The organism is Spirillospora sp. NPDC029432, from assembly GCF_040703975.1.
Lineage (GTDB): Bacteria > Actinomycetota > Actinomycetes > Streptosporangiales > Streptosporangiaceae > Spirillospora.
The window spans coordinates 34,229-57,625 of record NZ_JBEZWH010000046.1 but is presented as its reverse complement, the minus strand read 5'-3'; the positions used below and the strand labels follow the sequence as shown (position 1 = coordinate 57,625).

The following is a 23,397-nucleotide window of genomic DNA, read 5'->3' as shown; positions in this document are numbered from 1 at the left end:
ACCCGCAGCCAGGACGTCGCGCCCGGCGGGACCCGCAGCGGCTGGTCGCCGGGGACCGCGGAGACCTGCTGTTCGAGGACGCCCCCGGCGGACTCCACGGCGACCTTGGTGACCGGCGGCCCCTTCCTGCGGTCCTGGACGAACGCGGCCGTCAGCTGCGGGATCTCGCGGGGCGCGTCGAAGTCGACGCGGAGCCACTGGCCGACCGGGCCGTGCCAGCCGCCGGTCTCCCACGCGCTGGCCGGATCGCCGTCGACGGCCGCGTACGGGACCGAGGCGGGCTCCCTGGCCTGCGGCACGACGTCGTCTCCCCCGGCCGACGAGGACGCGGTGACGTTCCGGAAGCCGCTGTAGTCGACCGTGGTCGCGTACTCGCGCCAGCCGTCGTCCAGGACGTCGGCGGCCTTCCCGCGTTCGGCGGCGGTCAGGGTCGGGGACGTCTGGTGCAGCTCGCCGAACGCGCGGCGCAGCAGCCGCGGCGAGTCGGTCACCACGGGGGCGCCGCCGAGATCGCGGGCGTCGTCGTTCAGCAGGACGGGCCGCCGCGCCAGCGCGCCGGTGTCGGCCATCGTCAGCAGCGACTCGGGGCCGCCGTAGACGCGCACGGGATCGTCGGCGGGGGCGAGTTCGGCGACCGCGGCGGCGCCCTCGACCTCGTACACCTCGAGCGGCTGGTACTTCTGGTTCACCGCCGACATCGCGTCGTCGACGAAGTCGCCGCCGGTGGGGGCGCCGAACGCCGCCACCCTGCGCAGTCCTGGAGAGGCGTCGAGCGACTGGTGCAGGCGGGCGGGCCAGCCGCCCCGGAGCGTCTCCCTGCGCAGGTCGTTCCGTACGAGGATGTAGCGCATCCCCATGCGGCCCAGGAACTCGGCGAGGCCGGGCGAGCTCCTCCCCGAGCGGACCTGCTGGTCGATCGCGTCCAGCGCGCGCGTGTAGCCGGGCGAGCCCGCCGGCACGAGCTGCCGCACCCCCCAGCGGGCGGTGAGGAGGGGCTGGACGATGTCGTCCATCGGCCGTCCCCAGAGGTACTCGCCGAACGCCGATCCGGGCACCGCGAGGACGCCCTGCTGCCCCGCGCGCGCGTTCAGCCACGAGGCCGCCTGCTTCCAGTACGGGGGGACCTCCTTGAACTCGCCCGGCCCGGAGAGGCCGTGCGAGACCGCCGTGACCCCGATGCCGCCGAGCGCGATCACGGCCGCGGCGGGGGCGCTCAGGACGGCGCGGAATCCGTTGCTCCATGGCGAGCGGCCCTCGACCCTCTTGAGGGCCGTCACGGTCAGGAGATGCGCCAGCCCCAAGGCGAGCGGCAGCCGCAGGACCGCGTCGAACTTGTACAGGTTGCGCAGCGGCGCGAGCGGCCCGTTCAGCAGCTCGCGGATCTGCGGCGCGAACGGCCCCGGCAGGTCGCTGATGTGCCCCGCCGTGATGACCGCCAGCCCGGCCAGCAGGCAGAGCAGCAGGAACGTGCGCTCGGGCAGCAGCGTGGACAGCAGCCCCGCCAGGCACAGCGCCGCGACGACGCCCGTGCAGATCACCGGCAGCGGGCTCAGCGACAGCCCGTGCCCGACCGGCCACCACACCTGCCCGTCCACGATCAGGTAGTTCACCCAGCGCTCGGCGCCGCGCAGCACGTTGATCAGGCCGGTCGGTCCGGTCGTGGTCTCGGCCTTCTCGGTGTAGGTCAGCCAGGAGAAGCCGTACGTGCCGGTGAGCAGCAGCGGGACCAGCCACCAGCCGGTCGCCGCCGCGACCGCCGCCGACCACCAGGCGAACAGCCGCAGCCGCGGCAGCCGCGTCCTCTTTCCCGGTTTCCCTGGTTTCCCGGTCTGCTCGGGCGGCCGCGGCCGGGTGATCATGTAGAGGACCGGGACGACTAGCACCGCCACCGTCACGGTCGCGTTGATGCCGCCGCAGAAGGCGACCGCGAGGCCCGACCTGGCCGCGGCCCGGATCCGTCCGCCGCCCTCGGCCGCGGTGACGAGCGGGAGAACGATCCACGGCAGCATCGCGGCCGCGAGGTACTCCGAGGACAGCTGGCCCATCGTGGCCAGCGCGTTCGGGGACAGGGCGTACGCCATCGCGCCCGCGAGCCGCGCCGCCGGGCCGCCGATGCCGAGCCGCTCGGCCAGCCTGCGCACGCCGAGGAACGCCGCGCACATCAGCAGCGCCAGCCAGAGCCGCTGGGTGATCCACGCGGGCAGGCCGATCAGATCCCCGGCCGCGTAGAACGGCCCCATCGGGAACAGGTAGCCGACCGCCTGGTTCTGCAGCTGCCCGAACTGCTCGGGGTCCCACAGGTGAAGCGCGCGGCCCAGGAACGCCAGCGGGTTCACCGCCATGTCGATCTTGGTGTCGGCGAGGATCGCGCCGGGCCGGGTCGAGAACGCCAGCGCGGCCAGCGCCAGGCAGCAGACCGCCGCGCGCAGCCGGTCGCGCAGCCGCGGATCGACGTCGCCGGCGGCCGCGGGCGCGCCCGGTCCGGGCACGGGCGCCGCGCTCCCGGCGCGAGGCCGTTCCGTCTCTCCCACGGCCATGCTCCGCAGGGCTCCTTCCGATCGTGTCGCCGCGGCGCGGGTCAGCGCTCGCCGGTCCCGGCGGTCCGTGCGGCCTCGCCGAGGAGCCGCTCGATCCCGGTCGCCTCCCGGACGGGCCGGCCGCCCTCGGCGAGCAGCAGATCGCGGACGGGCCCCTCCGCGACGCGCGGCTGCCCGTCACCGTACCGCCGCTCGACGATATGGGCCTGTTCGTCCGTGGTCGCGGCGGTTCCGGCCCGTACCGCGGCCCCGATCAGCTCCGCCCAGCGGCCCGCGGTGCGGTCCCAGTCGAAGGCGGCGGCCCACTCGCGGCAGGCGGCGGCGACCTCGTTCCGGCGGCCGGGATCCGCCAGCTCCTTCAGGGCGCGCTCGGCGACGGCGGCGAGGTCCTCGCCCGGGTCGGCGAGCCAGCCGGTCCGCCCGTCGCGTACGGCGTCGCGCAGGCCGTCCACGTCGTACGCGGCGGTCGGCACCCCCAGCGCCGCCGCCTCGATCACGCTCAGCCCCCAGCCCTCCCCCTGCGACGTGCTCAGATGCAGCGCGGCGCGCGCCACCAGGGCCGCCTTCGCCGCCTCCGGCAGGTAGCCGTGCGCGACGACGGCGCCGGCCAGGCCGCGCCGCTCGATCTCGGCGGCCAGCCGCGGCGCCTCGGGCCCGTCCCCGATCACGTGCAGGCGCAGGCCGGGATGGCGGCCGCGCAGCTCCTCCGCGATGTCCAGCAGGCGCCCGACGCGCTTGTGCGGAACGAGCCGGGTGACGCACACCAGGTCAGGGTCTCCGGCGGGGGCGTCGGCGTCCGCCCGTTCCTGCACGACAGTCGTCCCGTTAGGGATGACGTAGGCCGAGCCTGTCCAGCCGAGGCGTTCTCGTACGGCGCTCAGCGTCGAGGGCGAGACGCACACGTACGCGTGCCGCCGGTAGGACCAGCGGGCGACGGGCCCCTCCAGCATGCGGCCGAACCAGGCCATCCAGCGCGGGAAGTACAGCCCGAACTGCGCGTCGTGCACATGGTGGATGACGCAGAAGACGGGGACCCTCCTCGGCAGGACCCAAGGAGTGAAGAACGGGATGCCGTTCTGGCAGTCGACCACGGCGTCGAAGGACCGCCGCTTCAGCAGCATCCAGAGCAGCACCAGCGGATAGACGGTGAAGCGCCCGCCGAGCCGGACGAACTCCACGCCGTCCACGCGCTCCCGGCGGCGCTGCCCGCTCGCGCGCGCCGTGACGTACCGGACGCGCGCTCCCCCGGCCGCCAGGCGCCGCGCGACCTCCCACGCGTAGCGCTCCGCACCGCCGGCGGCCGGATGCCAGGGGTCCCTCCAGTTCACGACCGCGAGTCGCGCATCCCCGCTGCTCATCCCGTCTTGGCCTCGTGCCCCTTCGGCAGCGCGAGCGGCGGCTGGACGGTCAGGATCTGGGCGGCCCCTGAGCCGGCCCCCGAACCGGCCCCGGAGCGGGGCGCGGGCGCCGGACGGCCGGCCGCCGCCGCGCGGGCGCGGATGCGGGCCAGGTCGAGCAGGCACTGCGAAGTGTGCCGCCGTACCGAGAACGTCGTTCCCGGGCGGTCGGACCACACCACCGGGATGCCGGTGATCGGCGCGCCGCGGCGGACGCAGTGCATCAGCAGCTCGACGTCGAACGCGAACCCGGCGGTCCGCAGGTCGGCCGCCGCCGCGCGGGCCAGCGGGCCGAAGAAGAACTTGAAGCCGCACTGGGTGTCGGCGATGTCGCCGGCCAGGTCGCGCACCAGCCGGTTGAACGTGATCGCGCCCAGCCGCCGCATGAGCTGCCCGTACCCCTCGACCAGCGAGTCGGGGTGGCGGCGCGACCCGACCACCACGGGATGGCCCGTGCGCAGCAGTTCCAGCGCGTCGTCGAGCGCGGCCAGGTCGGTCGCCATGTCGGCGTCGCAGAACCCCGCGTACGGGGCGCGGGTGGCCAGCAGTCCCACCCGTACCGCGGCCCCCTTGCCGCGCTGCGCGCAGTGCAGCCCGCGCACCGGCACCGGCCCGCGCCATCCGGCGATGACCTCGGCGGTGCCGTCGGTGCTGGCGTTGTCGACGACGATGATCTCCGACCTGACGCCGATCCCGGCCAGCTTCTCCCCCAGCAGGGCGAGCCCGGCCGGGAGGCGCTCGGCCTCGTTGTAGGCCGGGACCACGATCTCCAGTTGGACGGGGCCGCCGCCCGGGGCGCTCACGGGGACCTCAGGGGCCCGGGGTCAGCGGGAGCCGTAGTTGTAGAGCGGCTTGATGACCGGGTCCTGCTGGGAGGCGCTGGACAGCTGCACCACGGTGAACGAGGCGCCGGTGGCCAGCAGCACACCGACGATAGCGGCAACGGCAATGCGCATCAGGGGGCCCTTCGACGGGGAATACTGCCGAGTAACGGGACGCCCAGGGTAGTGGCTGGGGTCACAAGATAGCTAGAAAGAGACCAGAAAATCGCCACACTTGCGACAATCCAGGCAAGCACTACGGGCGCCACCGGCGGCTTCTCCTCCGGCGGAGTGACCGTTACCGGTATTCGGTAGAGCACCAAATCCGGTTCCTGCACCACGCGCTCGGCCCCCGGAAGCCGCTCCGGACCCGCCGCCGGATCCGCGGCGTCCACCGCCACGTACCGGATCCCGTGCCTCCCCAGCACCTCCGTCAGCGGCCCGCCCGACCGGATCGCCCCGTCCAGCCGCACCGCCCGCGGATCCTCCGGCGCCACCGTCTCCCCGCCCACCATCACGGCGTCGTTCACGACCACCCGCCGGTCGTGCAGGTAGCGCGGCAGCGGATCGAGCACCCGCCGCCCGTGGTTCCAGGCGTAGCTCCGGTACGCCGCCCACGGGAGCACCAGCACGTCCCCCGGCGCCCGGTCGGCCGCGATCACGTCCCGGGCGCGCGCCCAGCCGTCCGGGTACTCCACGGACCGCAGCTGGCCGGCCGCGCCCCACGCCAGCGAGGGCAGCAGCACCACCGGCGCGAGCAGCGCCCCGTACGCGACCGCCGCGTACCGCGCCCGCAGGGCCCGCTCCGCCGCGATCCCGAGGCCGGCCGCGACGACCACGGCGAGCGGCGCCGCGAACTGCTGCCCGTCCCGGAACACGGCGAACCCCGGCCAGACCGAGATCGCCCCTTCGAGCAGGCCCGGCAGGAACGCCCCCACCGCCGCCACCGCGAACCCGATCCCGGCCGCCACCGCGACCCGCCGCCCCCAGCCGCCTTCGCCGTCGTCCCGCTCCCCGTCACCGCCGAGGGCCCGCCAGTACCGGGCGTACATGGCGAGGGCCGCGACCACGACCAACGCCCAGAGGGTGGCCGGTACCGGGGCGCCGTACCCGAGGGGGACGGTCTCCCCGTTCCAGACGCCGCCCAGCAGGAGGAGGCTGCCGAGCGTCCCGAACGGGGTGTCGGCGCGGGCGGCGAAGGTCTCCACCCCCAGGCCGTCCCCCGGAACGCCGTCCGGGCGCAGCAGGCTGGGCACGAGCCAGGGCAGGCTCAGCACGGCGAGGACGGCGAGCACCTTCGCCCGGCGGCGGGCCACGACGAGCGCCGCGATCCCCGACACGGCCAGGGCCGCGAACCCGCCGATCGCCGCCGGGATCAGCGCGCACAGCAGCCGCCGCCCGCCGCCCCGCCGGTCCGCCGCGAGCGCGGCGGCCAGCACCCAGGGCAGCGCGGCGTAGCCGAGCAGCAGGGCCCACTGGCCGAGGAGGAGCCGCTCGGCGACGAACGGGTTCCACGCGTACGCGACGCCCGCGACCAGCCCTGGCAGGAGCCGCCGGGACGGGACGAGCGAGGCCGCCGACGCGCACGCCATCACGAAGATCGACAGCAGCACGAGGCGCTGGACGAGCCACGCCGGCACCACCACGGCCAGCGCGGTGACGAACGCGTCGCTCGGCACGTGCCGCGGGACCGTCCCGGTCAGGCCGAACGTCATCGGGGTGAACGCGGGGTCCGGGACGAACACCATGTCGTACGACAGCACGAACCCGGGCGCGAGCCCCGGCCCGAGCACCACCAGGCCGAGCCCGAGCCCGGTGAGAGCGGCCGTCAGATGCCGCGTTCGCCCCCTCATCAGGCGAATGAGGCTATCCCAGCGATCAGGAGCCGCGCGATCAGGCGTCGCGCGGCAGGCCCAGGATGCGCTCGGCGATCACGTTCAGGTTGACCTCCGTGGTGCCGCCGCCGATCGTCATCGCCCGCGACGCCAGCAGGTGCCGCGTCCACCTGCGGCGCAGGTCGCCCTTCCAGCCGCCGGTCAGCGCGCCCTCCGGCCCCAGCAGCGAGAATCCGTACTCGGTGACCTTCTGGCCGTGCTCCATCGCGACCAGCTTGCGGACGTTCGCGGTGGCGCCCGGGTCCGTCCCGGACAGCTGCTTGAGCGTGGCGCGCAGGCCGAGCAGCGCGAACGCGTGCTCGTCGCACACCAGCCGGCCCAGCTCGTCCCGGACGAGGGGGTCCCCCGCCAGGCCCAGCCCGTCCGCCAGGCGCAGCAGCTTCGGCACGTCGCCGCCGAGCTGGAACGTGCTGGTCAGGCCGACGCGCTCGTTGGCGAGGGTGTTGCGGGCGACCCGCCAGCCCTCGTTGACCGGGCCCACGACCATGTCGTCCGGGACGAACACGCCGTCCAGGAAGACCTCGTTGAAGACGGCGTCGCCGGTGCACTCGCGCAGCGGCCGGACGTCGATCCCGGCCGAGGCCATGTCGATCAGGAAGTACGTGATGCCGTCGTGCTTGGGGCGGTCCGTATCGGTACGGGCGATGCACACGCCCCACTGCGCGTCCCGGGCGAGCGAGGTCCAGATCTTCTGGCCGGTGATCGTCCAGCCGCCCTCGGCCCGCTCGGCGCGGGTGGTCAGCCCGGCCAGGTCGGAGCCGGCGCCCGGCTCGCTGAACAGCTGGCACCAGATGATCTCGCCGCGCAGCGTCGGCGGCAGGAACCGCTCCTGCTGCTCGGGCGTGCCGTACTGGACCAGCGACGGGACGACCCACGCCGCGATCATCAGCGGGACGGGCTTCACGTTCGCGGCCCGCAGCTCCTGCTGGATGACGATCTGCTCGACCGGACCGGCGGCGCGACCCCACGGCTTCGGCAGGTGCGGGGTGACCCAGCCGCCCTCGGCCATCGCGGCGCGCTGCTCGAACACGTCCATGGCGGCCATCTCGGCCACCCGCTCCCGGATGGCGCCGCGCAGGCCGTCGGCGCCTTCGGGCAGCTCGACCTCCATCGGGCGGCGGACGCCGTCCAGCGCCAGCCCTGCCAGCTCCGCGCGGTACGCGGCGGGCCGTCCCAGCGCCGCCCGCAGCGTCAGCGCGCGCCGGTAGATCCGGTGGGCGTCGTGCTCGTAGGTGTAGCCGATGCCTCCGTGGACCTGGATGTTGCCCTCGGCGCACTCCACGGCGGCGTCGGCGGCAAGTACGGCCGCGACGTTCACCGCGTAGGCGCGCTGCTTCTCGTCGTCCTCGTCCAGTGCACGGATCGCGTCCCACACGGCGGCGCGGGCGCGTTCGGTGGCGATGAGCATGCGGGAGCACTTGTGCTTGACGCCCTGGAACTGCCCGATGGGGCGGCCGAACTGCTCCCGCAGCTTGGCGTAGGCGACCGCGTCGTCCAGCGCGCGCCCCGCGACACCGCACGCCTCCGCTCCCAGGAGGACGACCGCGAGGGCGTCCACGTCCCGCAGCACGCGCTCGTCCGGTACGGAGACCCCGTCCAGCTCGACCTGTCCGACCGCGCGGGTGAGGTCCAGGGACTCCCCCTCCTCGACCTCCTTGACGGTGAGCCCGTCGAGCACGGCCCAGCGGCCGCCGACGTTCGCGACCACCAGGTCGATTCCGGGGCCGCCCAGCACGAGCCCGTCCCCGAAGGCGAAACCGGCGCTGAGCTCGCCGTTCACCAGCCGGGGCAGGAACTCCTCGCGCGCCTCCCGCGTCCCGCCGGACGCGATGGCCGCCGCGGCCAGCGCGGTCGGCGCGTACGTGCCGGGCACCAGCGCCCGGCCCAGCTCCTCCAGGACGACGGCCTGCTCCAGGAGGCCGAAGCCCTGGCCGCCGTACTCCTCGGGCACGTGCAGCCCCAGCTGCTCCGGTGCCGCGCCGTCCCGCTCGATGGTCCCGCGTACCGAGGCGGCCAGCGCCTCGTGTTCCTCGGTCAGCCCGATCGCCATGGCGACAGCGTACTAGAACCGCATTCGGTCAGGGCCAGACCGTGGCCACGCAGGCGCCCAGCGCCAGGACGAGGATCGCCCCGACCACCGCCGCGGCGATCAGGTCCTGCCGCCGCACGGACTCGGCGGAGATCAGGTCGGGCCGTTCGGGCAGCGGGTCGGGAACGCTCGGCAGGGGTCCGGTCGGGGCGTCGTCGTCGGCGGGATCCTCGCTCTGCACCACACGGGGCAGAGTAGGTGAAATTTCACGAAATGGTCAGGCGGCGACCTTGAGCTGCGTCATGAACCGGTTGATGTCCGGCCACAGCGTCTTGTGCGTGTTGGGCACCGCCGCGAACGCCACCGCCGGCGCCGGCCGGCCGTTGTCGATCACCGCGGTGGCGACGACCTCACCGGTCGCCTTCACGCCCGCCCGCTTGTAGGTGACGTACGAGGCGACGAGCCAGCCCTTGCGGCCGTCCACGTTCAGCGCCTGCGAGGCCAGCGGCGTCGACTTGTGGGGGAACGCGTAGTACTGCGCCTCGATCCCCTTGGCCGCCTGCACCGCGACCGCGGGCACGCTCTCCGGGCCCTTGTACTCGCTCTGCAGGCTCGGGTTGAGCACGCCGGTCATCAGCTGGCCGTACCACGTCTGCCCGCCGGTGCGCTCGGTGACGAGCACCTGCTGCCCGGACCAGCCGGGCGTGCCCAGCTTGTTCTTCTTCGTCGGCACCTGCCAGGGGCGCGCCAGCCGCGGGTAGACGAGCCCGGCCTGCGGGTCCTTCACCGCGCCCAGGACCCGGCTCGGCCGCCCGGCGAACTGCCGCAGCGGCTTCTCCGCCGGCATCTTCACCTCGGGCGCGGCCTCCTGGTCGGTCGAGGACTTCTTCGTCTCCGCCTCGGCCTCGCCGCCGCGCTGCTTGAACAGGTAGACGCCGCCCGCCGCGAGCAGCGCCACCACCAGCAGCCCGACGCCGCCGTACAGCGCCAGCTTCGACCGGCCGCCCTCGTCGAGGTCGCCCTGGCGGCCCAGCTTGGAGTCGGCCGCGTCCTCGTCGGCCATCCAGTCGGGCATCTGCCAGTTGCCGCTGCTCGGCTTGCCGGGACGTACCGGACCCGACGGCGCCATCGGGGCCACCCCCGCGTACTGCGGGTCGCCCTCCCCGGCGAACAGCTCGTCGTCGTCCTGCGCGGCAGGCCCCTCGGCCACCGGCGCGACCTTCACATCCTCGGCCTCGCGGGCCTGCTCCATCGGCGACGGCGCGCGCCCATCCGGCTCGGAACCATCGACATCGGGAACGGTCACCCGGGCGCTCTCCTCGCGGTCGGCGGAGTCATCACTCATGTCGGCCCAGCGCCCCCCGCGCTCCCCCTCATCGGACATGCGGAACACCGTACGGCAAGATCGGTGCCCCCGATGTGCCGGGCCATCACACTCAGGACACATCTTCCCAACGGCTCAATACCCCTGCGGCGGGTCCTGCCGCGCGCTCATGACCTGCGGATCGGCCGCCAGGCGCTCGCGCGCCAGCAGCGTACCGCCGGCCACCGCGCCGGGCATCGCCAGCACCGCGCCGAGCGGGATGAGGAACATCACGACGGTCGCGACACCGAACCCGAGCACCAGCGGCCGCCGCCGCCTCATGAGCGCGAACCGCTCCTTGCGCAGCACCCCGCGCCGGTCCATCGCCACCGACGTGAGCTCGCCCGTCAGGAAGTACCCCGACACGAACGCCGCGACGACCGGCACCACCGTCTGCCCGACCACGGGCAGGAAACCGCACGCGAAGAAGACGACCGCGAACCCCAGCGCGACCAGCCCCAGCAGCACCGCGTCCTTGATCGCCCGCCCGATCTGGGTCATCAGCGGCACGTCCGGCTCCGGCGGCGCACCGCCCTGCGACTCCTCGACCTTCTCCGAGATGTTCTCGTAGAACGGGTCGCCCACCAGCAGCGTCAGCGTCGTGAACGTCAGGATCGCCAGGAACAGCGACGCCCCGAACACCGCGATCCCCGCCACGACGCGGGTCGCCTTCCGCAGCCACTCCGACCAGCCGTCGGCGAACGGCGTCAGCCATCCGGCCACGTCGTCCAGGTTCCACGCCAGGGTCCCGAGCGCCGCCGCGTACGCGACGAGCACGATCACCGCGGGGATCAGCCCGAACAGCCACTGCAGCGGATGCCGCGCGACCCACCCCAGCCCCCGGAACAGATATCCGACACCATCGAAGAAATCGCTGAACGCCTGCTTCACACCCCCAAAGCTATCGACCGTTCCGCCCCTCGGCCGCCATCCGGCCGGACGGCGCGGGGCGCCCGGGTGCGGGCGCCCCGGGTCCCGTCAGAAGGCGTTGGGGTCCCGCTGGATCTCCTCCGGTACGGGGTGGCGGTAGAGGTCGGCGGCGTTCCGCCAGGTGAAGCGGGCTATGTCGGCCGGTGGGAGGCCGCCGATCTCGGAATGGATGACCGACTGGGTGTCCGGCCAGGTGGAGTCGCAGTGCGGGTAGTCGCTCTCCAGCAGGATGTTCTCGACGCCGATGCGGTCGCGGAGGGCGAACGAGGACTGGTCCTCGACCGCGCAGAACCAGAAGTTGCGCTTGAGGACCTCGGCCGGGGTGAGGCCGATGTCGGACGTCCAGGTCCCGTACATCTCGTGGTAGCTCAGCATGTGGTCGAGCCGGTCCATCAGCCCGGCGACCCAGCCGATGCCGCCCTCGCTGAGGCAGATCCTGAGGTCCGGGTAGCGGACCGGGAGCATCGAGTAGAGCCAGTCGACGGCGGCGAACATCGCGTACCCGAAGAACAGGACGCCGACGGTGTCCGGCGGGGCGTCGTCGGCGGTGGCCGGGGACGTTCCGGACGAGCCGATGTGCAGGTTGACGACGGTGCCGGTCTCGGCGCAGGCCCGCATGATGGGGTCCCAGTGGCCGGTGTGCAGGGACGGCAGGCCGAGCTTCTGCGGGGCCTCGGAGAACGTGACGGCCTTGAAGCCGCGCTCGGCGTTGCGGCGGATCTCCTCGGCGCCCAGCTCGGGGTCCAGCAGCCAGGGAATCTGGCACGGGATGATCCGGTCGGGGTACGCGCCGGCCCACTCCTCGAGGTGCCAGTCGTTCCAGGCGCGCACGGACGCCAGCGACAGGTCGGTGTCCTTGGTGGTCAGCTGGAGGCGCTGGCCGGCGAAACCCGGGAGGAACGAGGGGAAGTTCAGCGACGCGTAGATCCCGGCCAGGTCCATGTCCTTGATCCGGTGGTGGATGTCCCACGCGCCGCGGCGCATCTCGTCGAAGCGGCTCGGCTCGAAGCTGTACTCGCTGACGGGGCGGCCGACGACGGCGTTGAAGCCGACGTTCGGGAACTCCTGCCCGTCGTACACCCAGACCTCGGCGCCGTCCTCCCGCTCCACGACGCGCGGCGCGCGGTCGGCGAGCCGGGCGGGGAGGCGCCCGGCGAACGTGTCCGGCGGCTCCACGATGTGGTCGTCGACGGAGATGACGGTGTAGCGGCGCTCGCGGCGCTCGGGCTCGGGCAGCCAGGTGGGGCCGGACTCGCCCTTGCCGCCGGTCGTGAACGACGTGTTCCCGGCCAGGTCGTCGATGTTGATCGTCATCAGTCCAGTACCTCCGGACGGTCGCGGAGCAGCGCGCGTACGGCGCCGTTCCAGAAGAACTCGGTGCCGCGCTCCAGCAGGGACGCCTTCATGGCGCGGCGAAGAGGCGGCGGGACGAGCGTGCGGTCGCGGCCGAGCACGTCGTACGTCAGCCGGCACTGCCGTTCGAGCGTCGCGGAACGGTAGACGGCCTCCTCGACGGTGGCGCCGGTGACGATGACGCCGTGGTTGGCGAGCAGGACCACCGAGGCGTCCCCGATGCGATCGGCGAGGTCGGCGCCCAGTTCGGAGCTGGCGACCTCGCCGGTGTACTCGTCGACGAAGACCAGGTCGCCGTCGAACATCGACCCGGTCTGGTGCACGAACTCCGGCAGGACGCCGAGCGCGGCCAGCACGGTGGCGTGGTACGGGTGGTTGTGCACGACGACGCGTGCGTCCGGGCGGCGGCGGTGCAGCTCGGTGTGGATGTGGTACGCGGGCGTCACGTCCCACCGGCCTTCGAGGACGTCGCCGGCGGGCGACACCCGGCAGAGGTCGGAGGCGGTGATCTCCTCCCACCACAGGCCCCACGGGTTGATCCACAGGCTCTCGGGATCACCGGGGCCGCCAGGGGCACCGGAGTCTCCGGCGCGGACGGTGATGTGGCCGGCGATGTTCTCGGTGAACCCCGACCTGGCCAGGATCCCGAACGCGCAGGCGAGCTTCTGCCGTTCGGTCAGGTCGGCGCCGACGGGCGGCATCACCCGGGGCGACCATTCGGCGGCGCCGCCCGCGACGGGGGCGGGAGGCGTCGTTCTCGTGTCGGTGGCCGTCATGACGGCCCTTCCTTTCTCGGCCATGGCGCGGCCGGCGGTCGGCACTGCGGGCAGGAGGGCAGGCGCCGGCACCCGGACGGCCCTGAAGGCCGCCGGTCAGGTGAGGAAGGGGTGCCTAGCGTCCGCCGCGGCGGATCATCTCGACCGTCCGCTTGAGCTCGTTCAGCTCGGTGTTCAGGCGGGCCAGCTCCGCGTTGCCGGGCGCCGGCGCGGCCTCGGGCGGCGCGGGCACCGGAACGGGGGCGGACGGCGCCGTCCCGCGCTCGCCCGGGCGGGCCCCGAACCCGTCGATGAACGCGGAGGTGAGCGTCCCGGCCAGCGAGTCGACCTCGCCGGCGAGGGTCTCCCGGTTCCAGCGGACGGCCATGAAGACGACCTCGCGGAGGATCCGCTGGAAGTTGTGGGAGTCGATGTCGCGGCGCAGCTCCTCGCGCGCCACCCCGTGCTCGATCACCCGGTTCCACGCCTCGTGGCAGCGCTCGACCAGCTCCATGATCTCGTCGTAGCGGGGCAGCGACGGCAGGCCGCCGCCGTACTCGTTCTGGTAGATCTCCGTGGCGTACGGGTGGCGTACGGCCACCTGGAACGAGATCCGGATCAGCTCCCGCAGGTTGTCCCGCGCGGTGCCGCCGTGCGGCGACACGCCCTGGTACTCGCCGCTCAGCTCCTCCAGGAAGCCGAGCAGGATCTCCGAGGCGATCTCGTCCTTGGAGGCGAAGTAGTGGTAGAGCGTCCCGGAGTTCAGCCCCACGCTCTCGGCGATCTCGCGGATCGTGGTGGCCGCGACCCCCTGCCGCGAGAACAGCCGGGCGGAGTGCTCGAGGATCTTCGCGCGCTGCCCACGGGCCACTGTGTTCGTCTCCTGAGCCGGTTCCGGATGCCGAGCGAGGCCGGACCGGCGAGACCGGTTCCATCAAGCGCTCACTCGGTACGGAGTCTAGGCGACCCGGCCGGGCCGGCGTCCGCGGACGGGACGGCCGGGCCGCCCGCCGGGCCGCCGAGCTCGGCGTGCCGCGTCTCGGGCGTCCGGTACGCGACGACGGCGCTCAGGACGGCGAGGACGATCACGTACCAGGTGAAGACGTGGGCGAGCCCCTTGTCGGTCAGCCAGGCGTTCAGGTACGGCGCCGTACCGCCGAAGACCGCCGCGGAGACGGAGGCGGCGAGGCCCACGCCGGTGGCCCGCGCCCGGGTGCTGAACAGCTCGGCGAACCAGGCGACCTGGATGCCGCCGCCGAACGCCTGCACGACCAGGGCCAGCGACATCGCCAGCAGCAGCGACCAGCCGCTCGGCCCGAGCAGCCACGACAGCGGGAAGGCCAGCACGGCGACGCCGGCGCCCCAGATCATGAAGTTGGCGCGGCGGCCGATGCGGTCGGACAGCATCGCCGCCAGCGGGAGCGCCGCGATGAAGACGAGGTTGGCGCCGACTCCCGCCCACATGGCCGCGCCGCCGTCGACGCCGTAGAAGCTGGTGGCGTACGCGGGGGCGCTCACCGACCAGGCGTAGGAGAAGACTCCGGTGCCGGCGACGAACACGACGACCCGTACGACCGACGCGCGCTCCGCCCACATGTTCCGGACGAGGTCGCCGCTGCTGGGCGGCGCGGCCGTCTTCCTGCTCTCGCTGAACACCTCCGGCTCCTGGAGGGTGCGCCGCAGGTAGAGGGCGACGAGGCCGAGAAGGCCGCCGAGCAGGAACGGGATCCGCCAGGCCCAGTCGTTCAGCGCCCGCTCGCCGAGGCCGAGCCGCAGCAGCGCGCCGAGCAGGGTCGCCAGGACCGTGCCGAGGACGTTGGACATGATGAGCGTGCTGCCCCACAGGCCGCGGTTGCGCGGCTTCGCCAGCTCGGCGATGTAGGTGTACGAGCCGCCCATCTCGCCGCCGTGCGCGAAGCCCTGGAGGCAGCGCGCCAGGACGAGCCAGGCGGAGGCGAGGACGCCGACCGAGCCGTACGTCGGGCCCACGGCGATCATCAGGCTGGACAGCGCCACCAGCGACATCGTCACCAGCAGCACCAGGCCGCGGCCGCGGCGGTCGGCGAGCCGGCCGAAGACGATCCCGCCGATCGGCCGCATGACGAAGCCGACGGCGAAGACGGCCAGCGCCGACAGCAGGTTGGAGACCTCGTTGCCGGTATGGAAGAAGTCGCCGGCGAAGTAGCCCGCGAAGATCGCGAAGACCGTCCAGTCGTACCACTCCAGGGCGTTGCCCAGGTTGACGGAGAAGACCATCTTCGCCTTGGAGGCGGGGCGTCTCGGCGGGGGTGCGGTGGAAGCCGTCATCCGGCCCTCCTCGTGCCAGGGGGTTCGCCACGAGGGTGATCCACGCCACCCCGAAATGTCAACCGCTTGATTGGGAACCAATCAGCCACTTGATTAGGAATCGGCGTCCGGCCTACGCTCACGGGAAGCCGGACGAACAGGAGCGACCATGGACGGCGCAACGCGAACCGTGAGCTTCACCCGCATGGACGACGCCACCCCCGCCGAGATGGAACTGATCCGCGACGAGGCCGCCGCGCACAAGGCCGAGCACTGGATGAACAACGTCGTGGGCCTGCTCAAGGCCATGAAGGGCTACACGTTCGGCTACCGGGTCGACCGGTACGAGCACTCGCTCCAGTCGGCGACCCGCGCCCACCGCGACGGCGCCCGGACGGACATCGTCGTCGCGGCGCTCCTGCACGACATCGGGGACGACCTGTGCCCCGACAACCACAGCGAGGTCGCCGCCGCCATCCTCAGGCCCGTGCTGGACGAGGAGGCGTGGTGGATCGTCAAGCACCACGGCCTCTTCCAGACCTACCACTACGGCGCGCAGATGGGGATCCCCCGCGACGGCCGCGACATCTACCGCGACTCCCCCTACTTCGACGCGTGCGCCCACTTCTGCGCGGCGTACGATCAGGCCTCGTTCGACCCCGACTACGACAGCGAGGACCTGGAGTTCTTCATGCCGATGCTGCGCGAGGTGTTCGGCCGCCAGAAGAAGGCCTGGGGCGACGAGTGATCGTCGACCCGCGCACCACCGCCCGCTACACCGCCGCCGGCTGGTGGTCCGACCGGACGCTGGGCGACCGCGTCCGCGACCACGCCCGGCGGCGGCCGGACACGCCCGCCTACATCGAGCCCGGCCGCGTCACCACCTGGGCGGAGTACGACGCCCGCGCCGACACCGTCGCCGCCGCCCTCGCCGGGCTCGCGGCGCCCGGCGAGCGGGTGGCGCTGCTGCTCCCCGACACCGCCGACTTCCACATCGCCCTGCTGGCCACCGAGCGCGCCGGGCTCGTCGCCGTCGGCATCGGCTCCCGCGCCGGGGACGCCGAGATCGCGCATCTGGTGGCCCGTACCGGCGCCCGGACGATCGTCACCCTCCCCGAGCACCGCGACCGCGACATGACCGGCCTGGCCGCCGCCCTGCGCGCGCACGGCGCCGAGCCGTCCCGGCACCTCCTGCTGGGCGACGACCTCCGCCTCCTCGACGTCTCCGGCACCGCTCCGGCCGAGCGGCCGATCACCCCCGAGGACCCGGCCGGACGCGCGCTCGGCCCCAACGACCTGTGGCTGCTGAACTCCACGTCCGGCACCACCGGCCTCCCGAAGTGCGTCACCCAGTTCCAGAACCGCTGGGTCCACTTCAGCCGGCTCGCCGTCCAGGCCGGCGACCTGGGCCCGGACGACGTCTTCTTCGGCGCCGTGCCCGCCCCGTTCGGCTTCGGGCTGTGGACGGCGCACGTCGCCCCCACGCTCCTCGGCGTCCCGACCGTCGTGCTGCCCCGGTTCGACGCGAACACGATGGCCAGGATGATCGAACGCGAGCGCGCGACCGTGCTGTGCGCCGTCAGCACCCAGTTCCGCATGCTGCTGCGTTCGACGGCCGCCCGCTGCGCGGACCTCTCCAGCCTCCGCGCGATGTTCACCGGCGGCGAGGCCATCGGCTACGACAGCGCCGCCGAGTTCGAGGAGCGGACCGGCGCCGTCGTCCTCAACTTCTTCGGCTCCAACGAGAGCGGCGCGTTCAGCCACACCCGCCACGACGACACCCGCGAGCGGCGCCTGCGCACCGGCGGCCGCGTCATCCCCGAGATGGACGTGCGCCTGTACGACGACGAGGGGAACGACGTCACCGCGACCGGCGGCCCCGGCCGTCCCGGCGGCCTCGGCCCGCTGCTCTCGGCCGGCTACTACGACGACGACGCGGCCAACGAGCAGCTCTACACGCCGGACGGGCACCTCCTGATGGGCGACCTGGTCACCATCGACGCCGACGGCTACCTGCACCTGGTGGGCCGCACGTCCGACATCATCATCCGCGGCGGCAAGAACATCAGCGCCGTCCAGGTGGAGGAGGCCGTCGCCGCCCATCCCGCCGTCGAGCTGGCCGCCGTCGTCGCCGTCCCGGACGAGCTGTTCGGCGAGCGCGTCTGCGCCGTCGTCACCACCCGCGAGAAGCGCCCCCTGACGCTCCCCGAACTGGTCGACCACCTCGTCGCGAACGGCATGTCCAAGGAACTGCTCCCCGAGCACCTCCTGGTCGTGGACGAGCTCCCCCAGTCCTCCGGCGGCAAGCTCGCCAAGGGCGAGATCCGCGCCCTCGCCGCATCCCACCTCGCGAGCGGGTAGCAGGCCGCGTACGGACGCGACAAAGCGGAAGAGCCCGGCCGGAACATCTGATGTTCCGGCCGGGCTCTTCCGTACCGAGTGGAGGTGGCGGGAATCGAACCCGCGTCCTTCGATGATGAGTCAGGGCTTCTCCGGGTGCAGCCTGCTTAACGCTTTCTCAGCCCCGGCACTCACGCAGGCGTGTCGCCGGCGGGCTCAGTCGCTGTTAGATGTTCCCGCTCACCCCGCGACCGGGTGAGTGGGTGAAGTCTCCTGATGATGCCAGACCCCGGGGCGGAGACTCACCCGGGCTGACAGAGTCGCTCCTCGCCTCAGGCGGCGAGGGCGAACTCGGACTGCTTCTTGTTGGCAGTTATAGGTTTGCTGTCACAGGATTAACGAGGTCACAACAGCAACCCTCGACCCGCTTCCCCTGGCTCGACCTACCGAAGTCGAAGCCGGTCACCCCCATGTTGAGTTGTCAAAGCCGGACATCCGAGGACGTCCGCATCAGACGCTACAAGGATAACGCCCCCCGCGCCAACGAGATTCCCCAGCCGCGAAGATCTTGCTTCCCCGCCCCCGCGCGAGGTTCGTCCCCCCGCCTCACCCGTCCGGCCCGGCCCCGCGCGTTCAAGCCCCAGCCCGCGCGTTCGAGCCCCACTTCGCGCACGTTGAACCCCAGCCCGCGAGTTTGAACCCCAGCCTGCGAGTTTGAACCCCAGCCTGCGAGTTTGAACCCCCGCCCGCACGCAAGCGGGCGCGCGCGGTCTGGACTGAGGAGCGCAGGGAGCCTGCGACCAGAGCGACGAGGGAAGACCGCGCGTAGAGCGCCCGCGAGCCGCGACGCCGGAGGCGGCGCCATAAACAAGAGTGACGCCCCGGTGAGCGGAGCAAATTCCGCTCACCGGGGCCGACCGGCAGGGTCGGGCCGGTCCGGACGGCAGAGCCTCCCCCGAGACGAGGCTCTGGTCTCATCACGACGACTGAGTCCGCAACCCCCCAAGCGGTGTCTCAGTCACCTGTAAAGACGCCGGGCGGGTACGGGGAGGTTGCCGGGCCGTCCTAAAGAGATCACAAAGTCGCTAGCGGTCGGCCGCGGCGGCGCCGGCGGGGGTGCCGGTGAGGAAGCCTGCGGCGACCTCGGCGGCGTTGACCCTGCCCTCGACGGCGATCGCGAAGGCCAGGTCGCCGCGGGAGCCGACGAACCAGGAGACGGTCTTGCCGCCCTGCTCGACGATGTCGGTGACGCCCGAGACGGTGCCGTTGACGTTGACGTTCGCGGCGTTGGCGGTGCCGCTGTGGACCGAGCGCCGCATCAGCAGTTTCATCTGGGACGTCGACATCGGGTTGAGCGGCTGGGCCGCGACGCCCTGCTGGAGGTCGCGGGGCTCGTTCAGCAGGTACGGCGGGAACCAGGTGCCGGTCTCGGAGGCGCCGGCGACCAGCGCCATCGACAGCGGGCTCACCTGGAGCTTCTCGCTCTGGCCGACCATGAGCGCGGCCTTCTCGGCGGCGTTCTTGGGGGTGGGGACCGTACCGGTGAACGCGGGGACGGAGATGTTCCAGCCCTTGCCGAGGCCGAGCCGCTGCGCCTCGGCGACCAGCGTCTTGGCGTCCAGCCGGCTGCTCAGGTTGGCCATGGTGGTCGCGCAGGAGAACGCGAAGTGCCGCTGGAGGGTGGCCGCCGGGCGGCCCTTGCCGCCGGGGTTGGTGAACGTGCGGCCGCCCACGTTCGCGGTGGCCGGGCACTGGGTCTCGGTGTTCTGCGACATGCCGCCGTTGATCAGCGCCCGCGCGGAGACGTACCCGAACGTCAGGCCGGGCGTGTAGCGGCCCTCCATCGCCAGGTTCCTGCCCTGGGTCAGGTGGTTCGCGGCGGCCATGACCTCGCCGGTGCTGGCGCGGACGACGGCGATGGACGCCGGGTGGCGCAGCCCCTTCAGCGCCAGCTCGGCGCGCGGCTGGTACTGGCGGTCGAGGGTGGTGCGGACGGGCTGCGGCTCGGTGCCGGGCCACGACCGCAGCTCCTGGCGGTTCTGGCCGTTCGGGTCCTGGGCGACGACCCGCACGGTCGGGGTGCCGGCGAGCCGGCGCTGCTGGAGCAGCTGGAGGCCGCTGACGCCGATGGTGTCGCCCGGCTGGTACGGGGCGCCGACCTGCTGGAGCCGGTTGGCGGTCGCCGGGCCGAGGCTGCCGACGACCTCGGCGGCGTGCTCGGGGGCGATCGGGGCCTGGACGGCCTGCGAGTGCAGCCCCTGGACCTGCCCGAGCCGGGCGATCAGCGCGTTGTCGCCGGGCCGCTGGAGCGTCATCAGCGGCAGGAACGCGTTCGGCGGGGCCGACTGGACGCGGCCCAGGAGCCGTTCGGTGTCGAGCGGGTCGCCGCCGGCGGTCTTGGTGGCCTTGGCGAGCTGGTCGAGGGTCTTGGCCGGGTCGCGGAGCTGGCCGGGGTAGACGCCGACGATCTGGGCGGGCACCCGGCGCAGCAGCGGCCGGGCGGCCGAGTCCTGGATGGAGGCGCGCGGCGCGACCTCGGTGACCACGGCCAGCCGCTGGCCGGGCTTGAGGCTCGGGTGGATGATCGACGGATCCCAGACGACCCGCCACTTGCCGCCGATGCGCTTGAGGTTCATCAGCCCGGTGTAGGTCCAGGGCTCGCCGTTCTCACCGAGGTCGACCTTGACCGAGAAGCGCGCCTCGGCCCGGTCGCCCTGCTTGTCGATGGCCTTCTGGTCCCGCTTGCCGGTCGGCACGGGCACGCCGATCGACAGCCGCATCGCGGCGGCGTCCAGCTGCCGCTCGACGGCACCGAGCGCGGAGGCGACCGCGGCACGTTCCGCGCCGGTGGTCAGCCGGGCGGCGGCCTCGGTGTTGCCGACCTGCCACGCGATCAGGAAGTCCCGCATGGTGGGCAGGGCGGACGGCTCGGCGAAGCACGCGCCCGCGCCGCCCGCGACCAGGGCGGCGCAGGAAGTGGACGCGATCACCCTCCGGGCTCGGTTCCTCATCGGTACCCTTCACCGTCTCCTGAACCGGGCCGCCGCGGCGCGCTGCATCTCCCGGTCGGCCTCGCGCTTGGCGATGGCCTGGCGCTTGTCGTACGACTTCTTACCACGGGCCAGGCCGATCTCGATCTTGGCCTTCCCGTCCTTGAAGTAGAGCGAGAGCGGGATCAGCGTCCAGCCGGGTTCGGACGACTTGGCGATGATCTTCTGGATCTCGCGCCGGTGCAGCAGCAGCTTGCGCCGCCGGCGGGGGGCGTGGTTGGTCCAGGTGCCCTGGGTGTACTCGGGGATGTGCACGTTCTCCAGCCACACCTCGCCGTCCATGACGTGGGCGTAGCCGTCGGCGAGCGAGGCGCGGCCGGCGCGCAGCGCCTTCACCTCCGTGCCCATCAGCACCAGGCCCGCCTCCCACTCGTCGTCGATGTGGTAGTCGTAGCGGGCCCGCTTGTTCTGGGCGATGAGCTTGCGCCCTGTCTCACGTGGCACTGGTAGATCCTTGTCCGGCGGAAAACGCTAGGCCGCCAGTCTAGGGCCGCCGACGGGCGCACCCGGATACCCGACGGTACGGGCATCCGGGTGCGGCGGTACGGACCAGGGACGGGTCAGATCTTCAGATAGCGGCGCAGCGTGAGGAACGACGCCACGGCGCACAGCAGCACGCCGAAGCAGATCGACAGGATGATGACCGCGATCACCGTCCCCCAGCCGAGCTGGCTGGCGAACCCGACGTTCCCCGCGAGTCTGTCGATCAGCAGGATCTTGCTGGGTACCAGCAGGATCGAGGCGAAGATCCCGCCGATCAGCCCGGCGATCGCGCCCTCCAGGATGAACGGCAGCTGGATATAGGTGTTGGACGCGCCGACCAGTCTCATGATCCCGGTCTCCCGGCGGCGGTTGAACGCCGACAGCCGGACGGTGTTGCCGACCAGCAGCACCGACGCGATGACCTGGACCAGCGCGATGAACATCGCCGCCCACTGCAGGCCGTTCAGGATGTTGAAGAACTTCTTCAGGATCTCCTGCTCGTTGATCACCTGGTCGACCCCGGGCCGGCCGAGCGCCGCCTGCGCGACGGCCTTGTACTCCTCGGGGTTCTTCAGGCGGATCCGGAACGAGTCGGGGATGTCCCCCTCCTGGGCGCTCTGCACGAAGCCCGGCGTGCTGGCGAAGCGGTCCTTGAACCGGGCCCACGCCTGCTGCTTGCTCTCGTACTCGACGTTGGCGACCTGGGGCAGCTTCTCCAGCTCGGCCTTCAGCTCGTCCCGCTGCTGCGGCGTGGCGTCGGCCTTCTGGCAGTTGGGGTTGGAGCTGGTCTTGGCGCACAGGAAGATCGAGACCTCGACCTTGTCGTACCAGTACGTCTTGGAGGAGTCGACCTGCTCCCTGATGAGCAGACCGGTGCCGAAGAGCGCCATGGCGATGGCGACGGTGATGACGAGTGAGATCGTCATCGTCAGGTTCCTGCGGAGACCGATCCAGATCTCCTGGAGAACGAACTGTACGCGCATGCCTCGCTGTCCTTGATCGCCTAGCCCACGGGGAGCGGGGGTCCGGTCGGGGGTCGTGTCCTGGTCGTCCCGGTCACATACGCCCAGCGGCGGACCGTCGGTTCAGATGCCGGTGCCGGCCGGGTGCCGGTTCAGTAGGCCTGGCCGTAGACACCGCGGGACTGGTCGCGGACGATCCGGCCGTCCTCCAGCTCGACGACGCGCTTGCGGAACGCGTCGACGATCGCGGCGTCGTGGGTGGCCATGACCACGGTGGTGCCGGTCCGGTTGATCCGGTCCAGCACCTTCATGATGCCGATCGAGGTGGCCGGGTCGATGTTCCCGGTCGGCTCGTCGGCCAGCAGGATCATCGGGCGGTTGACGAACGCGCGCGCGATCGCCACCCGCTGCTGCTCACCACCGGAGAGCTCGTCCGGCATCCGGTGGGCCTTGCCCTCCAGCCCGACGAGGTCGATCACCTCGGGGACGACCTTGGCGATGAAGCGCCGCGGCTTGCCGATCACCTCAAGGGCGAACGCGACGTTCTCGAACACGTTCTTGTTGGGCAGCAGCCGGAAGTCCTGGAACACGCACCCGATCCTGCGCCGCAGGTGCGGGACCTTCCAGTTGCTCAGCCTGCTCAGGTCCTTGCCCGCCACATGGACGTGCCCCTGGGAGGGCCGCTCCTCCTTGAGGATGAGGCGGAGGAAGGTCGACTTGCCGGAACCGGAGGGGCCGACCAGGAACAGGAACTCGCCCTTTTCGATGGCGACGTTCACATGCTGGAGGGCCGGCCGGTTCTGGGTCTTGTAGACCTTGGTGACATTGTCGAAGTGGATCACGGCTGCATCACGGCGGTTCAGCACCATTCTTGCGAAGGACCCGCGCGGTCACGTACGGGAGGAATCGCGTCTATATCTCTTGTCGTCCCGGAGATGCGGACTGTAATTTTCCTGTAGCGGTTCGTGAGCCCTTGCCCATCGGCCCGATAAGGGCGGGGGCAAGGCCGGCGGGGGCTGGTTCCTGCGGGCCCGCGCCCAGGTCCGTCAACCTGCCTGGGGCGGCATCATACAGCCGCCCTTCCGGCTGATAGGTCACCTCCACTGGCGGGTGCGAGACTACACGTCCGGGCCCGTCGGCCTCGGACGGTCGACTCTAAGGGCTCCGGTCCCGACCCCGGTAACCCGTCGGTACGA

General features: G+C 72.3%; 18 protein-coding genes, 1 other RNA gene and 1 pseudogene. 2 read left to right on the top strand and 18 right to left on the bottom strand.

What is annotated here, in order from left to right:
* Positions 1–416: 416 nt before the first annotated feature.
* From AB0881_RS29060 to AB0881_RS29000, 13 genes and pseudogenes are all read right to left on the bottom strand, one after another.
* Positions 417–2,537: pseudogene (locus AB0881_RS29060) on the bottom strand (alpha-(1->3)-arabinofuranosyltransferase family protein); the annotation flags it as partial.
* A gap of 41 nt (positions 2,538–2,578) precedes the next feature.
* Positions 2,579–3,865, bottom strand: a complete 1,287-nt coding sequence (locus AB0881_RS29055; RefSeq protein ID WP_366621888.1) for a glycosyltransferase family 4 protein — start codon at positions 3,863–3,865, stop codon at positions 2,579–2,581.
* Positions 3,866–3,891: 26 nt separating this feature from the next.
* Positions 3,892–4,737 (bottom strand): glycosyltransferase, encoded by an 846-nt coding sequence (locus AB0881_RS29050; protein ID WP_366621886.1) that lies wholly within the window; start codon positions 4,735–4,737, stop codon positions 3,892–3,894.
* 21 nt (positions 4,738–4,758) lie between these two features.
* Positions 4,759–4,890, bottom strand: coding sequence for a hypothetical protein (locus AB0881_RS29045; protein ID WP_366621884.1), 132 nt, complete (start codon positions 4,888–4,890; stop codon positions 4,759–4,761).
* Positions 4,890–6,608, bottom strand: coding sequence for a hypothetical protein (locus AB0881_RS29040; RefSeq protein WP_366621882.1), 1,719 nt, complete (start codon positions 6,606–6,608; stop codon positions 4,890–4,892). The genes AB0881_RS29045 and AB0881_RS29040 overlap by 1 nt, the downstream gene beginning before the upstream one ends.
* A gap of 40 nt (positions 6,609–6,648) precedes the next feature.
* A complete protein-coding gene (locus AB0881_RS29035) occupies positions 6,649–8,700 on the bottom strand; it encodes an acyl-CoA dehydrogenase (protein ID WP_366621880.1) in 2,052 nt (683 codons plus the stop codon).
* A gap of 28 nt (positions 8,701–8,728) precedes the next feature.
* Complete coding sequence (locus AB0881_RS29030) at positions 8,729–8,923, bottom strand: hypothetical protein (RefSeq protein WP_366621878.1); 195 nt, start codon at positions 8,921–8,923, stop codon at positions 8,729–8,731.
* A gap of 33 nt (positions 8,924–8,956) precedes the next feature.
* Entirely contained in the window at positions 8,957–10,063 is a 1,107-nt protein-coding gene (locus tag AB0881_RS29025; RefSeq protein ID WP_366621876.1) for a hypothetical protein, read from the bottom strand.
* 75 nt (positions 10,064–10,138) lie between these two features.
* Positions 10,139–10,933 (bottom strand): EI24 domain-containing protein, encoded by a 795-nt coding sequence (locus AB0881_RS29020; protein ID WP_366621874.1) that lies wholly within the window; start codon positions 10,931–10,933, stop codon positions 10,139–10,141.
* Between the two features lie 87 nt (positions 10,934–11,020).
* Entirely contained in the window at positions 11,021–12,286 is a 1,266-nt protein-coding gene (locus tag AB0881_RS29015) for an amidohydrolase family protein (RefSeq protein ID WP_366621872.1), read from the bottom strand.
* Positions 12,286–13,101, bottom strand: a complete 816-nt coding sequence (locus AB0881_RS29010; RefSeq protein ID WP_366621870.1) for a class II aldolase/adducin family protein — start codon at positions 13,099–13,101, stop codon at positions 12,286–12,288. Before AB0881_RS29010 ends, AB0881_RS29015 begins: the two co-directional genes overlap by 1 nt.
* 115 nt (positions 13,102–13,216) lie before the next feature.
* A complete protein-coding gene (locus tag AB0881_RS29005; protein ID WP_366621868.1) occupies positions 13,217–13,951 on the bottom strand; it encodes a helix-turn-helix domain-containing protein in 735 nt (244 codons plus the stop codon).
* A gap of 71 nt (positions 13,952–14,022) precedes the next feature.
* Positions 14,023–15,387, bottom strand: a complete 1,365-nt coding sequence (locus AB0881_RS29000; RefSeq protein WP_366621866.1) for an MFS transporter — start codon at positions 15,385–15,387, stop codon at positions 14,023–14,025.
* Positions 15,388–15,535: 148 nt separating this feature from the next.
* On the opposite strand from AB0881_RS29000, the gene AB0881_RS28995 reads away from it, so the two are divergent.
* The gene (locus tag AB0881_RS28995) at positions 15,536–16,114 is read left to right on the top strand and encodes an HD domain-containing protein (protein WP_366621865.1); all 579 of its coding nucleotides are present in this window, start codon (positions 15,536–15,538) and stop codon (positions 16,112–16,114) included.
* Complete coding sequence (locus AB0881_RS28990) at positions 16,111–17,727, top strand: class I adenylate-forming enzyme family protein (RefSeq protein WP_366621863.1); 1,617 nt, start codon at positions 16,111–16,113, stop codon at positions 17,725–17,727. The genes AB0881_RS28995 and AB0881_RS28990 overlap by 4 nt, the downstream gene beginning before the upstream one ends.
* A 76-nt stretch (positions 17,728–17,803) precedes the next feature.
* Here AB0881_RS28990 and ssrA read toward each other — a convergent pair.
* The 5 genes from ssrA to ftsE form a co-directional block, all read right to left on the bottom strand.
* Positions 17,804–18,176, bottom strand: a transfer-messenger RNA (tmRNA) gene (ssrA, locus tag AB0881_RS28985).
* 615 nt (positions 18,177–18,791) lie between these two features.
* Positions 18,792–20,696, bottom strand: a complete 1,905-nt coding sequence (locus AB0881_RS28980; RefSeq protein WP_366621861.1) for a penicillin-binding transpeptidase domain-containing protein — start codon at positions 20,694–20,696, stop codon at positions 18,792–18,794.
* A 30-nt stretch (positions 20,697–20,726) separates the two neighbouring features.
* Positions 20,727–21,200: an SsrA-binding protein SmpB gene (gene smpB, locus AB0881_RS28975; protein ID WP_366621859.1), complete on the bottom strand. Its 474-nt coding sequence runs from the start codon at positions 21,198–21,200 to the stop codon at positions 20,727–20,729.
* Between the two features lie 116 nt (positions 21,201–21,316).
* The gene (gene ftsX, locus AB0881_RS28970) at positions 21,317–22,222 is read right to left on the bottom strand and encodes a permease-like cell division protein FtsX (protein ID WP_366621857.1); all 906 of its coding nucleotides are present in this window, start codon (positions 22,220–22,222) and stop codon (positions 21,317–21,319) included.
* Positions 22,223–22,353: 131 nt separating this feature from the next.
* Positions 22,354–23,043: a cell division ATP-binding protein FtsE gene (gene ftsE, locus AB0881_RS28965; protein WP_366621855.1), complete on the bottom strand. Its 690-nt coding sequence runs from the start codon at positions 23,041–23,043 to the stop codon at positions 22,354–22,356.
* Positions 23,044–23,397 lie beyond the last annotated feature (354 nt).